The sequence below is a fragment of the Hungatella sp. genome (genome assembly GCF_046966825.1).
The window spans coordinates 17085-31384 of record NZ_JBKVCZ010000080.1 but is presented as its reverse complement, the minus strand read 5'-3'; the positions used below and the strand labels follow the sequence as shown (position 1 = coordinate 31384).

Here is a 14300-nt window from a genome sequence, read left to right as displayed (position 1 = left end):
CCTTGATATAACTGCATTTTCTTTATCCCTGTTGATAGGGAATATATGCACTGGGGCCATCTCCTAAGCGGAAGGCCAGCGGTTCGAATCCGCTCAGGAACGTTGCGACAGACGCCGAAAACCTTGGTTTTGCCAGGTTTTACGGCGTCTTTTTTGAGTTTGAAAACCGGAAACGAGCAGGAAATATCAAGACACCTTTATCTCAATCTGCTATAATGAAGCAGACTGTGAAAAATCTGATCTTGCATGAGAGTATTCGCAGATGAGAAAGAGGGGTAAAGAGATGGCAGATATTATTGTCCAGGGATTGACTCAAAATAATTTAAAGCATGTATCTTTCCGAATTCCAAAGGAGAAGATCACGGTATTTACGGGCGTGTCGGGATCCGGGAAGTCCAGTATTGTATTTGATACCATAGCCGCCGAATCACAGAGGCAGATGAACGCCACCTATCCGGCATTTGTGCGGTCCAGGCTTCCAAAGTACCCGAAGCCTGCGGTGGAGCGCATTGATCATCTGACGGCTTCTGTAGTTGTGGATCAGTCGCCTCTGGGCGGGAACGCCCGGTCCACAGTAGGGACGATCAGCGGACTGTACTCCAGCCTGCGCCTGTTATTTTCGAGAATCGGCAGCCCCTATGTGGGGACTGCATCCTATTTTTCCTTTAACGATCCCAATGGGATGTGCAGGACTTGTTCCGGGATCGGTAAGATCACTCAGGTTGATATAGAAGCTATCCTGGACCGGGACAAATCGTGGAATGAGGGCTGCGTGAAGGATTCTTTGTACAGCCCCGGAACCTGGTACTGGAAGCAGTACGCCAAGTCGGGCCTGTTTGATTTGGATAAACCGTTAAAGGAGTACTCGGACGAAGAGTACAATCTTCTGCTGTACGGTTCCCGGAACGGCATGGATAAGCCGGAGAGCCCGAAGGTGACCGGAATCTATCACAAGTACACGAAGACACTCCTGAATCGGGATATCAGCAATAAAAGCAGGCATACACAGGAAAAGTCACAGAACCTGATTGCCGAGACCGTGTGTACGGAATGCCATGGACAACGGCTGAATCAGGAGGCCCTGAGCTGTAAAATAAATGGCTGTTCCATTGCGGATTTATGCGGCATGGAACTCACTCAGCTTCGTGAAGTGCTTTTGCAGATCACCGATAAGACGGTGGATGTACTGGTGCAGACACTGATTGAAGGACTGGACCGGATGATCGAGATCGGCCTGCCGTATCTCCATTTAAACCGCGATACCCCATCCCTGTCCGGCGGCGAGGCCCAGCGCCTAAAACTGGTCCGGTATATGGGAAGCAGCCTGACAGGATTGACGTATATTTTCGACGAACCCAGCGCCGGGATGCATCCACGGGATGTCTACCGCATGAACAGCCTTCTGAAACAGCTTCGTGACAAGGGCAACACGGTGCTGGTGGTGGAGCATGACAAGGATGTGATCTCGATCGCCGACTATGTGATTGACGTAGGCCCCCGGGCGGGGCAGAATGGTGGGGAGATCGTCTTTGCCGGCACGTATCCGGAACTGCTCCGGTCCGGCAGTCTGACGGGAAATGCAATGATGGAGACGCTGCCGGTCAAGATGGAACCGAGAAAGCGAACCGGAAGTCTGCCGGTTCGCGGAGCCTGTCTGCATAATCTGAAGCATGTGGATGCAGACATACCGCTGGGGATTATGACCGTGGTGACCGGAGTCGCCGGTTCGGGAAAGAGCACACTCATATCCCAGGTATTTGCCAGACAGTATGAAAGCGACATCGTGATGGTCGATCAGGGCCCCATCACGGCAACAAACCGTTCCACACCAGCCTCGTATCTGGGATTCTTCGATGAGATACGAAAGCTGCTGGCCAGGGAAAGCGGGAAGCCGGACGGACTGTTCAGCTTCAATTCCACCGGTGCATGCCCGGTATGCGGCGGGAAGGGCGTTATTGTCACCGAACTGGCATACATGGATCCTATCGTCACGGAGTGTGAAGCCTGTTCCGGAATGCGGTATAATGAGGAAGCGCTGGCCTGCACATACAAAGGCAAAAATATCGTTGAACTGCTGGGAATGACCGCATCACAGGCGATGGATCTGTTTGAGGATGCGAAGATCCGAAAACATCTGAAGGTAATGCAGCAGGTCGGACTCTCATATCTGACGCTGGGACAGCCTCTCAGTACCCTGTCCGGCGGTGAGCGCCAGAGAATCAAGCTTGCGAAGAACCTGGGGAAAAAGGGAAGCATAATCGTCATGGACGAACCGACCACCGGGCTGCATGCGTCGGATATTCAGAATCTTTTAAAACTGTTCGATCTGATCGTATCCCGCGGAAACAGTCTGGTTGTCATCGAACATAACCTGGATGTGATAAAACAGGCGGACTGGATCATCGACATCGGGCCTGATGGCGGTAAAAACGGCGGGGAGGTCGTATTTGAAGGAACGCCCATGGATATGATACGGTCTGCAGAGACGCTGACGGCCAAATGTCTGCGGGCGTCCTGTGCACAATAGAAAAATCGAGGAAAATGCTGCTTTGTCTGCGGGGTATGAGAGTCCGCGTGCAAAGCAGCTTTTTTTATTTCATAGGACAGTTCGTTCTATGAAATAAAAAACCTCCGGGAGGATGCGCACTCCGCGCCAAATGATTTTTCCCATGAAATCCGCATGTAACGAATCGTACGCGGAACTGTCATGAAACGTCAGACCCGTTCTCACTTCTGGTTGTATAATTATGATGTTATCGTCTGCTGAATGGAAAGCGTGAGAAAGGGTACACAGGATGGAAAATAACTGGATCGATTTAAAACGGGCTCGGAAATTAGATGAAGAAACCGCGGAAAACCGGAAGACAAAGCAGAAGACATGTCTGATATTTTTGCTTGCGGCGGCAGTCGGTGCGGGCTTTCATTTTCTGGGAATGGGAGCGGCGGCAGTCGTTGGCTTTGTGGCTGCAGGACTGCTTCTGGTACTGATGCTGATTCAAAATACCGGAAAGCCAAAGAATTATCTGCGCATGGTTTACGAGGACGGGGTGGCGACACCGGCCATCGTGACAAAGACAGACCCACTGACGGTATATGCGCTGGGAAATCTGGATTATTCGGGAGAAAACCGTATTTACGGCCTGCGGTGGTTTGAACTGAAGGAACTGCCTGGACATCAGGCTGCAGTGGGGGAACGGATTCCGTGCGCCTCCATGTTTGAAGAGTCAAAGGAGAGGCCCCAGTTCCGGCGTTTTCGGATTCATCCATACTGCTGGGCGACGGATCAGAACACGGTTCTGGAGGAGAAGATCAGGGAAATTGATGAAAAGGAATGGGAACTGCTGAATTTTGCATATAAAAAGTACGGTGATCTGGAGCACCTTGAGATTCTGGAGTTAAGGCAGGATGGGACTCCGATCTGCCGGCGTTATGACAACTCGGAAAAATACCGGCTTGTTGCCACGGAGGAGATGAAGGCGGCTCACCCGAAGAAAGCATACCCGGCTCCCCCTCAGTTGTCAGAGGGCATGAAGGAGAACGTGCTGTATCAGCGGCTTGCAGAGCTGGCGGCCAGAAAAAAGGTCTATGAATATATATGCCAGCCGGATGAAAAAGACGAGTTGATCACCATATTCAGCAATCCATCAGAATTTGCAAAGCGGCAGCAGGAGAATCGGAACGCCTTGCAGGATAATGAGATTCCCCTCATCTTCTGTTACTGCATGGTCACCAGCCGGGGAATCTGGAGAAAGAATGCGTTTATTCCCTGGAAACAGGCGGTGGTCACGACGGGGAAGGCTCCGCTGGGGGAAGACATGACCATCTACATCAATGAGAAGAGTATCGCCAGGCCTGCTTATCAGAGGACTTATTATCAGATCAGCCCGGAGGCAGAAGTATTGTACGCCCTGGAAGAAAGCTGTATGAGAGAATTTTTTATGGAACTGGGAAATCTGGCGGACAGCCAGATATGAAAAGTAAAAGAGAGAATTTTATGGAATATATAAAGAAACTGGCCTCGGAGGTAAAGGAATGTATTTAATTTTATTCTTATGTATACCACTGGTTATCGCATTAATACTGATTAAAGCAACAGAGAAAAGAAGTAAAAAGAGGTATGAAGGCTTCTTAATGGCAGTGAGGGACGGTTCAGAAAAGGCAGTGCCGCAAACGGCTGGCTTCGAAATCGTCATGGCCCAGGGCGCGAAGGACATGATTTCCACTGTGGCGGGATATGAACGGATCCAGACCGGTTACGCTTCACTCCCCAGCTTTATTGTTCGCTACCGGGAGAATGAGCTGTATATCATGGCGGTGCCCTGTCCATCCCTGGGATCCATGGAGCCGGATCCCGATTTTATCTTACATATTACCGCGGATCAGTTAAAGGAAGTGAAGTTTGGCCCCATGGGTAAAGTGGCCTTTTACTTTAAGGACAGCAAACAATTCTTTGCAATGACGGTGACGGAATATGCGATCCCCCTCGTGATGCAGCCTGTGGAAAGAAAAAAATTCAAGCCGTATATTAAAGAATTTGCACGAAGGGTTCATGGGTCATAACGGGGAGAAGGAGCAGCATGGAATTATTTAAGACATCTGGTATTCTGGATGAGGCAGTGCTTAAAGAACTTGGGAAAAAAGGAATTCCGGCATCGATGAATGCATTAATCATCATACTGTTCATAGGGGGGATAGCACTTATTTTCCTTGAAAAATATCTCCTTGCCGCAGTTTACCTTTTTGGCTTCCTGTTTTTTCTGCTCGTCAGAATACTGCTTAAGAGAATTACAGTGAACAAAAATCTGAGAAATATGAGGGAACTGAACGGTACGGACAGGTATGAATATATAACCTGGTTTGACGAGGAGGGACTGGTGGGGATCAACCTTACCAACCATGCAGAAGTAAAACTGTTATACCAGTCTTTAAAACGGGTGGTGGAAACAGAACAGATCCTGGCAGTGGTGACCCGTGGAAGTCAGTTTCAGCCTGTCTTTAAAAAGGACCTGGAGCAGAGAGAACTGGAGGATTTACTGGCATTTCTGCAGAGCCGGAATAAGAAGCTTAAAATCATTCGTATGAAGCATAAGAAATAGAATCACATGGATACTCATACATACTGCCATACACACAGCCGACAGGTCGTATTTACGCCTGGCGGCTTTTCTTCTTTATCAGGCCTCGCAGGCTTGAATTATCGCCTCATTTTATATATAATGAATGAATACGGAAATAGAGATTTTTATTGGAAATACGAATAAAATGAGAAGTACAGGGCGTCACGATAAACAATTAAAGGAGACAGAAAAATGAGAGTAAAAAAGGTAGCGGCTGCGCTGCTCTGCGCGGCACTGATATCAGGAATGACGGGGATGACGGCACTGGCGGTGGTAGAGACGAAGATCAGTTCGGTATCTCTTGTGGTGGAAGCGGATATGGAGGTCGGGCAGAATATTCAGGACCAGGAAATAGAAGTCACCCCGAAAAGCGATAAGTATTCCGCAGGAGAATATGAGTTCCTCAATACAGGCTTCTCCTGGTCGGAGGAGGATATCCCGGTTGTCAAGGTTAGCATCTACGCGGAAGATGGATACAAGTTCGCGGTATCGAAGGATAAAATCACCCTGAAGGGTGCAACGTTCGTAGATTACAGCCGTGAGGATGAGTCTCACACGCTGGTTATAACCATGCAGCTGCCGCCGCTGGCGGAGCAGACCTCCGCTATTGAACAGGCCGCCTGGACCTCCACGACGGGAGTATCCTGGAGCCAGTCCACAGGAGCCGGAAGCTATGAGGTGAAGCTTTACCGGGATGGAAAGACGGTGGGAACTACGAAGACCACAGCGGGGAATTCCTACGACTTCTCCGCGGCTATGACGAAGGCCGGAACGTATTTCTACCGCGTACGTCCGGTAAACAGACTGAAACCGGAAAACAAGGGAGAATGGGTGGAATCCCCCTCCAGATATATTGACAACGATACGGCCGCAGCCATCTATCAGAACGGCAGCCCTGCGGGCGAGTGGAAGCAGGATGAATCCGGATGGTGGTACAGAAACGGGGATGGAACCTACACCGTCTCCAACTGGCAGCAGATTGACGGTGCATGGTACTTCTTTAATGAGCGGGGATACATGGCCACCGGCTGGGTGGACTGGAACGGTAAGCGGTATTACTGTGACGCCGCTGATGGTAAGATGCTGGTCAATACGACAACGCCTGACGGATATACGGTAGGAGCTGACGGGGCTCTGGTGCAGTAGCGCCGATACAACAGAGAAAGAACGGATGCCTGTTCTTGGGAGGTAATTCTATATGCCGCAAAACGGCTTGCAGACTGGCTCACCGCTGATTGCCATCGCGGCGGATTCAGAGCAGAAGGTGATATATGTACATGAAGAAATGCAGACATTTCTGAGATATCCCGTGTCAGATTGTTCCGGCAGGGAGCTTTCCGAAGTGATCTGGGATATTGCGGAACAGCGGATTGAGTTCAAGCCGGATGAGAGGAGCTGGGAGGTGTTCTTTACCAGAGAGGGAGAGGAGTACCATCTGGCCGTTCAGCGGCTTTATTCCGGCCGGGATCAGGCTATGCCGGAAATCACCGTTATACTTCAAAAGAGCGGGGACAGGGAAAAAAGGCGTCTGGAACAGGAACTTTCCCTGAATTTACAGAGATATAAAATAGCGCTGTCCAGATGCAATAATATTATATGGGAATACCATGTGGATGAGGACTGTGCCTATTTGCAGGGGATCCGGAGCCTGCCCTTTGTCCAGTCCGGGAAGATCGAGGACTTCAGCAGGAAGATGATGAGAGACCGGCACGTGGACAAAGAGAGCCTGCCTGCCGTTCGCCAGATGTTTCTTGATTTAAGGGCGGGGAAGCTTATGGCTTGTGCGCTTCTGCATACCAGTCAGCCCGACGGCGGCCAGAGCTGGTACAGGGTTACCCATACGATGCTTCACGACGGAAACGGCCCGGACAACATCGCCATAGGCGTAGTCGAGGATATCAGTAAGGAACAGAAAGAACAGGAGAAATACCAGCAGGAGGAGAAGTACCGCCAGGCTCTGATGGGAGACGCGCTGGCCTCCTATGAGATTGATATTGACAACGACATGATCATTGAAAAGATCATTGAGAAGAAAAAAGATATGCTGGCCTCGGTCGGCCTGTCGGTCAACTGCAAATATTCACAGTTTTTAAAATGCTGGGCGGAAAAGAATGTTCACCCGGAGGACCGCTTTCTCTTTTTGCAGGAGATGAATCCGAAATTTCTCCGCAGCCAGTATGAGAGAGGCCGCCAGGAGGCAGTGTGCGAATACCGCAGCCTGAATGCGGAGGCGGAGATGATCTGGTGTAATACCACCATCTATTTAATCGAGTCAGGAGGCCATCTGACCGGATTTGTCTACGTGAAGAATGTCGAGGAGAAGAAGCGCAGGGAACTGGAACTGCTTCGCCAGTCGAGAATCGATCCGCTGACTAATCTTCTTAACCGGGCGGCCTCTCTTCAGGAGATCAATTATATTTTAAATGAGAACGGTCAGAAGGAGAGTGCACTTCTCATCATTGACGTGGACAATTTTAAAAATGTCAACGATACCTTCGGCCACATGTACGGCGACAAGGTGCTGGCAGGAATCGCGTACAAACTGAAGAATATCTTTGATACGGATGCCATCGTGGGACGGCTGGGAGGAGACGAATTCCTGGTCTTTCTGTTCAATATCCAGGATGAGGATGCTGTATACCGTAAGGCACAGATGGTGGCCAGAGAGCTTCAGACTATCCAGGAGGAGGGGGAAAACCGCATTGCAGTCAACAATTCCATCGGTATCGCCGTCAGTCCCCGCCATGGAACCAGATTTCAGGAGCTGTATGTAAAGGCGGATACGGCCCTGCGGTATGCCAAACAGTCCGGTAAGTCCTGCTACAGCGTGTTTGGAGACAAGATATCGAGAGTCGTCCCCATGGAGTATGTGAACCGGGAATGGCTGCTCGATGAACTGGAAGAGATTGTATACATTAGTGATATACAGGATTATACCCTGCTTTATGTGAACCGGGTGGGGCGAGATCTGTTCGGTATGAAGCTGGAGGACTTTGAAAAACAGAAGTGTTACCAGATGCTTCAGGGAAGAAACACGCCGTGTCCGTTCTGCAATAACGCGAAGCTGGTGAAAGATAAGTTTTTCATGTGGGAATATGAGAATCCCTATTTAAAGAAATACTTTATTGTGAAGGACAAGCTGGTGGAGTGGAATGGACGTCCGGTGCGCATGGAGATTGCCGTGGACGTGGGAAATCATCTGATCGGGGACCGGGCGACAACCGCCAAATACCACATGGAGACGGTTATGCTGGAGAGTCTCAGGACTCTGAACAGCGCCGACGACTTAGAGACGGGCATCACCCGCATTCTGGAGCTGATCACCCGTTTTTACGACGGAGAGCGGTCTTATATCATCGAAATCGACCGGGAACATGGGTATGCCCATAATATCTACGAATGGTGCAGGGAAGGGGTGCCGCCCCAGAAGGCATCGTTACAGAACATTGCCCTGGACGCGATCCCTTATATCGTGGAGACCTTCAATAAAAAACAGCATTTGATCCTGTCGCAGGTGGAAGAACTTAAATATACGTATCCCAGTGAGTACCAGTTCTTAACGAGGCGGAATGCACACAGTCTGTTTGCCGTACCATTTGAGGATGAATCTGCGTTTTGCGGATATATCGGGGTGGATAATCCGAATATCAACCAGGACACTATACGTTTCCTGGATTCCATCGCCTATAATATTGCAAATGAGATTAAGAAGAGGCGCCTCTATGAACGGCTGGAGTTTGAGGCCGGGCACGATACGCTGAGCGGTCTCTTAAACAGAAGCAGTTTCGTCCGCTACCAGAACGGGGTGCAGAGAAAGTTCGGGGAGTCCTGCGGAATGATCACGGCGGACATTAACGGACTGAAACAGCTCAACCAGGATTACGGACATTCCAGGGGAGATGAAACCATCATCACGGTCACGGAGGTCATGCGTTCCTGTTTCCCGGATGGGGAGATCTTCCGTCTGAGCGGCGACGAGTTCGTGATCATTGCTATGAACCAGGAGTATGAGGGCTTCATGAAGCATGTCAGGGAGATGGGGCTGGAACTGGATTCGCAGACGCCCAACGGAGTATCCTTAGGCGCCACGTGGGTGGAACACTTAACCGATTTCGATATGCTTCTGCATCACGCGGAAGAGCTGATGCTGGTGAATAAGCAGATTTACTACAAGAACAGTGACGACGTGCGCAAACACTATTCGCCGGAAAGGATGAAGCTTTTAGTCCACGATGTGGAGCAGGGATATTACCGGCTCTATCTTCAGCCCAAGTTCGATCCGGAGACGGGAACGGTGCATTCTGTGGAGGCGCTGTCGCGGTATCAGGCGCCGGGCCATGAGCTGCAGTCCCCGGTCAAATTTGTATCGCTGCTGGAAAAGATGAAGCTTATCCGGTATCTTGATTTTTATATGCTGGAGGAGGTGTTCCGGCTTCTCTCCAGGTGGAAAACGGAAGGCAGGCCCCTGATTCCCGTTTCCGTGAATTTCTCCAGAATTACTCTCCTGGAAAGCGATTTATTCCAGATGCTGACAGAGATTAAGAACAAATATGATGTTCCCAGCAGCCTGGTGATGATAGAGATCACGGAGAGTATCGGCGATATCGAACACAAGGTGATAGAGGCTGTCGGATCGAAGCTGCGGAAAGCAGGGTTCCGCATATCGCTGGACGACTTTGGGGCGGATTACGCCAATATGTCCATCCTGTCCATCATGCATTTTGATGAGGTAAAGCTGGATAAGTCGCTGATTGAAAATCTGGTGGGGAATGAAAAGAATCAGATCGTTGTGAAGTGTATCATCGAGATGTGCCGCAGCCTTCATGTGGACTGTGTGGCGGAAGGGGTGGAGACAAAGGAACAGCTGGAGCTCTTAAAGGCCTACGGCTGCACCACCATCCAGGGCTACTATTACAGCAAGCCCGTGGAGGTGGAGCAGTTTTCGGTGTAATATTAAAACCAGAACCAGTCGAAGGAATCCCATTCCTTCTCCAGCTCGGAGATCTGTCTTCCGACCTTTTTAAAGCGGTGTGAGGCTACAAAGTACTGTACCACGTGGAAGAGACCCAGTGTAAACAGGATAGCGCCCATCATCATGACCATGGCAGCAGCCGTGGCAAAAGGATTGAAGATAGCCAGAGCGCCTAAGAGTATGGTTAAAACAGCCGTGATTAAGTTAAACCACCAGGAATCCAGGCCAAACTTTTTAAGCTTCACAGAGGTCTTAAGGCCCATAATTCCATAGACGGCCAGAAAGACCCCGAGGATAAGCGGAAGTATGGAGGTTGCGGCCAGCGGTTTAAAAAGGAAAATGACTCCGAATACGATGGGCAGAACCGCCAGCACACACTGCAGCCAGTAATTGGCAAAGTGGTTTCTGAACCGGGTAACTTCAAACAGTTTTGTGACGCCGTAGACGATGAAACAGACGCCTGTACAGATGCCGGCCGTCGCCAGTGTGGGTCCGGGCAGCAGAAGCAGCAGAAGGCCCAGCAGCGCGGCGCAGATGGATATGACAAGGTATGAGCGTTTCATTTCTTTCCAGATCATAGTAATTCTCCTTTTGTAATTGGACATTGGGATACCGGTGTTTTGTTAAAACAGGGCGGGCCGTCTTATGCGGCCCGCCCTGTTCCGGGATGGAGGGCTTTTTCGTCCCGGGATTTGCCTGTTATTCGATTAAGATGCGGTGTGTTTCCTCAACCTGCTTCTGGGAGGTCTTCGGAAATTCCAGATGAAGGATACCATCCTCGAAGCGCGCCTTCATATCTTCCTGTTTCACAGCTTCGCCGACATAGAAGCTTCTCTGGCACGAACCGCTGTAGCGTTCCTGGCGAACGTACTTACCGGTTTTCTCGTCCTTCTCGCTTCGTTCCATACCGCGTTCGGCGGAGATGGTTACATAGCCGTCGCGAAGGTTGACGGTGATCTCATCTTTCTTAAATCCGGGCAGATCCATATCGAGTTCATAACCGTTTTCATTCTCTCTGATATCGGTCTTCATCAGATTCTTTTCCCGTTTTCCGAAGATCGGGCTCTTGAAAGCATCTTCCATAAAGTCGTCAAATAAGTTTTCTCCAAAAATACTAGGCATCATCATAAGTCATTCCTCCTAAAATGAATTTCTTATATGTGTTGACACCTTGTCGGCAGCACATATATGGTTAAAAGTCGGCCACCTTTTTCATTGTGGTGCTCCTTTTTGTTACAATTACGTTATAGCACCATTTGTTAGCACTGTCAACAGTAGAGTGCTAATTTTATGCTTTTTTCACAGAAAATTCATATTGTAAATACAATTTAAAGGGATTGTTTCATAATGACCGTTATTAAGCAAAAAATAATTGTTTGAAATAGGAGGCATGAACTTGTATGAATGGATAAACTATCATATAATAGCACAAAGGAGAATTTTATGAAGAATTATATTGTACTGGATTTGGAATGGAATCAGAGCCCTGACGGAAAAGAGGGGACGATTGACCATTTTCCTTTTGAAATTATAGAAATCGGAGCGGTCCGCCTGGATGAAGCGTTTCAGGAGACCGGGCAGTTTTGCCGTCTGATCCGGCCGCGGGTCTATCCGCAAATGCACTACCGGATCTCCGAGGTAACCCATATGGACATGGCCGAGCTGGAACGCAACGGTGAGACGTTTGTGGCTGTCATCAGGGACTTTCTCGAATGGTGCGGGGACGACTGCGTGTTCTGTACCTGGGGGTCCATGGACTTGACGGAGCTGCAGAGAAACATGGCGTATTACGGCGTGGAGATTCCATTCGACAAGCCCCTTCTCTATTACGATGTCCAGAAGCTCTACAGCCTTCTTCAGGGAGACGGAAAACAGAAGCAGTCGCTGGATATCACGGCCCGGGAACTGGGAATCATGGAAGACCGTCCCTTCCATCGCGCGCTTGACGATGCCCATTACACGGGGCGTGTCATGGCAGCCATGGACTTTGAGCGGGTGATGGAATACTGGTCCACCGATTATTACCGGCTTCCTGAGAGTAAGGAAGAGGAGGTCTACCTCATATTTCCCGGATACTCTAAATACATTTCAAGGACATTTGAGACGAAAGAGGAGGCGATTGCGGACAAGACGGTCACCGATTTAATCTGTTACCGCTGCAACCGTATGCTCAGAAAGAAGGTCCGCTGGTTCTCTGTGAATCAGAAGTTTTACTTTGCCCTGGGTGTCTGCCCGGAGCACGGATACTTAAAAGGGAAGATCCGCATGAAGCGCAGTGACGACGGACGAGTCTACGCCGTAAAGACCATGAAGCTGGTAGACGAGGAGGGGGCGCGCCAGATCAGCGAGAAGAAGGAAGAAGCGAAGAAGAAGCGCATTGAAAAAACGAAGCACAGAAAACAGAAGACGAATATAAAAATGCGGGGAAGCGATTAATTTTCGCTTTCCCGCATTCTGTATCCAACGCCTATTTCTGTATAAATATATTGAGGTTCCGCAGGATTGATCTCCAGCTTTCTGCGGATATGAGCCATGTTGACCCGCAGGATCTGATTGTTGCTGTCCGCAAATGGACCCCAGATTCTGCTGATGATGTAATCATAGGTGAGAACTTTCCCGGACTGCTCGGCCAGCAGGGAGACCAGCTTGTACTCAATTTGGGTTAAGTGGACTTCCTTATCCTTAAGCGTGACGAGGCGTTTGTCAAAATCGATGACCAGATCCCCGCTGCGGTACGGCGGCTGAACAAGAGTTCCATCCCCGGTGCTGACGGTTGGCTTGCCGTGGCGAAGCGCGGTGCGGATGCGCGCCAGAAGCTCGCTGGTGCCGAAGGGCTTCGTAATGTAGTCGTCTGCGCCGAAATCCAGGGCCGCGACCTTTTCCTGCTCCTGGGTTCTTGCGGATATGACGATGATCGGAATGTTGGACCAGCTGCGCACATTCTTGATGATGTCGATTCCATCCAGGTCGGGCAGCCCCAGATCCAGAAGGATCATGTCCGGGCAGCAGGCGTTGATCAGAGACAGGCCCTCTTTTCCGCTGACGGCGGTGAGTACCTTGTAATCATGAGTCTCCAGTGCCGCCTCGATAAAACTCAGTATGTTCTTCTCATCTTCTATAATAACGATCGTTAACTTACTCATAGATATCTTCTCCTAACGGTAACGTAAATGTGAACCGGGCTCCCTGTTTTTCATTTGCGGCTGTTATGGTGCCGCCGTGGGCGGTAATAATGGTCTTGCAGATGGACAGCCCGATCCCCATTCCTTTGTGGGAATCTCCGCTGCTGTTCGGGGATGGCGTGTAGCCGTCAAACAGTGTGTCCAGCCGCTCCGGCGGAATTCCGGTGCCGTGATCCGTGATGTCGAACCAGGCCAGACCGTCGTGAACGGTGATATTAAAGTCGATGGGTTCATCCGAGTGCGAGTGATAGACTGCGTTTTCCAGCAGGTTTATGATAACCTGCTCGATCAGGGTGGCGTCCATGGGCACCATGATGAATTCATCCGGTACGGTGACATGAACGGTAGCGTCGGGTAGGCGCTTGTGAAACCGCTGTACCGCCTCTGAGGCCACCTCCTCCAGCGGTTCTGAGGATTTCGTCACCTGGGTCTCGGTATCGCGGATTCTGGTGACGCTGAGCAGATTCTCCACCATGTTGAGGAGCCAGTTGGCATCCTCGTTGATGTTGGACACCATGACGGTCTTTTCGTCCTCTGTCATATGGTCCCTGTTTTCCAGGTAGGCGCTGCTGGCGCCGATGATGCCGGTCAGAGGAGTCCGCAGGTCATGGGAGACAGCTCTCAGCAAGTTGGCCCGCATCGTCTCCTTTTCGGCCTCCATCAGGATGTGGTTCTGCTCTTTTAAATGGGTGGTGGTGGTGCTTGTAATACCGGAGATCAGAAGCATGGCAATGAAGGTTACCGGATAGCCATCCAGTGTAAAATCCAGTTCCATAAACGGATACGTAAACACGTAATTCACACAGATAACACCGAAAACGGAGGCTACGATTCCGGGTACATAGCCGTCGGTGTAGCGCGCCGTCAGCATGACCGCCAGCATGAAGACGATCCCCACATTCGTCCGGTTTCCCCCGATAAAGAGAAAAAGGGCGGAGCAGGTGGTAGCGGCAAGCAGGAAAACCGATGTGACGACGATATTCCGGATTAGATCTTCTTTTGGCATCTTGCCTTGTCTTTTTATCCTCA

11 protein-coding genes are annotated in these 14300 nt (G+C 50.1%); 7 read left to right on the top strand and 4 right to left on the bottom strand.

What is annotated here, in order from left to right; all coding sequences use genetic code 11:
- Positions 1 to 283: 283 nt before the first annotated feature.
- From ACLTD4_RS21565 to ACLTD4_RS21540, 6 genes are all read left to right on the top strand, one after another.
- Complete coding sequence (locus ACLTD4_RS21565) at positions 284 to 2527, top strand: ATP-binding cassette domain-containing protein (RefSeq protein WP_412331551.1); 2244 nt, start codon at positions 284 to 286, stop codon at positions 2525 to 2527.
- Positions 2528 to 2795: 268 nt separating this feature from the next.
- Positions 2796 to 3974, top strand: a complete 1179-nt coding sequence (locus ACLTD4_RS21560; RefSeq protein WP_117621861.1) for a DUF3239 domain-containing protein — start codon at positions 2796 to 2798, stop codon at positions 3972 to 3974.
- Positions 3975 to 4032: 58 nt separating this feature from the next.
- On the top strand, positions 4033 to 4560 hold the full coding sequence (locus ACLTD4_RS21555; RefSeq protein WP_055657695.1) for a hypothetical protein: 528 nt from the start codon (positions 4033 to 4035) through the stop codon (positions 4558 to 4560).
- 17 nt (positions 4561 to 4577) lie between these two features.
- Complete coding sequence (locus tag ACLTD4_RS21550; RefSeq protein ID WP_117621862.1) at positions 4578 to 5096, top strand: YcxB family protein; 519 nt, start codon at positions 4578 to 4580, stop codon at positions 5094 to 5096.
- A gap of 213 nt (positions 5097 to 5309) precedes the next feature.
- Complete coding sequence (locus ACLTD4_RS21545) at positions 5310 to 6263, top strand: cell wall-binding protein (protein ID WP_117621863.1); 954 nt, start codon at positions 5310 to 5312, stop codon at positions 6261 to 6263.
- Between the two features lie 52 nt (positions 6264 to 6315).
- Complete coding sequence (locus ACLTD4_RS21540) at positions 6316 to 10068, top strand: EAL domain-containing protein (RefSeq protein WP_117621864.1); 3753 nt, start codon at positions 6316 to 6318, stop codon at positions 10066 to 10068.
- 2 nt (positions 10069 to 10070) lie between these two features.
- Here the strand turns inward: ACLTD4_RS21540 and ACLTD4_RS21535 are convergent, their stop codons facing one another.
- Positions 10071 to 10667 carry an HdeD family acid-resistance protein gene (locus ACLTD4_RS21535; protein ID WP_002605369.1) on the bottom strand — a complete coding sequence of 199 codons (597 nt, stop codon included), beginning with the start codon at positions 10665 to 10667 and terminating at the stop codon, positions 10071 to 10073.
- Positions 10668 to 10788: 121 nt separating this feature from the next.
- Positions 10789 to 11217 (bottom strand): Hsp20/alpha crystallin family protein, encoded by a 429-nt coding sequence (locus ACLTD4_RS21530; protein WP_002605368.1) that lies wholly within the window; start codon positions 11215 to 11217, stop codon positions 10789 to 10791.
- Positions 11218 to 11532: 315 nt separating this feature from the next.
- On the opposite strand from ACLTD4_RS21530, the gene ACLTD4_RS21525 reads away from it, so the two are divergent.
- The gene (locus ACLTD4_RS21525) at positions 11533 to 12525 is read left to right on the top strand and encodes a 3'-5' exonuclease (protein ID WP_117621865.1); all 993 of its coding nucleotides are present in this window, start codon (positions 11533 to 11535) and stop codon (positions 12523 to 12525) included.
- On the opposite strand, the gene ACLTD4_RS21520 is transcribed toward ACLTD4_RS21525, so the two are convergent.
- Both ACLTD4_RS21520 and ACLTD4_RS21515 read right to left on the bottom strand, forming a co-directional pair.
- Positions 12522 to 13232, bottom strand: a complete 711-nt coding sequence (locus tag ACLTD4_RS21520) for a response regulator (protein WP_002605366.1) — start codon at positions 13230 to 13232, stop codon at positions 12522 to 12524. The genes ACLTD4_RS21525 and ACLTD4_RS21520 overlap by 4 nt on opposite strands.
- Positions 13225 to 14277: an ATP-binding protein gene (locus ACLTD4_RS21515; RefSeq protein WP_117621866.1), complete on the bottom strand. Its 1053-nt coding sequence runs from the start codon at positions 14275 to 14277 to the stop codon at positions 13225 to 13227. Before ACLTD4_RS21515 ends, ACLTD4_RS21520 begins: the two co-directional genes overlap by 8 nt.
- Positions 14278 to 14300 lie beyond the last annotated feature (23 nt).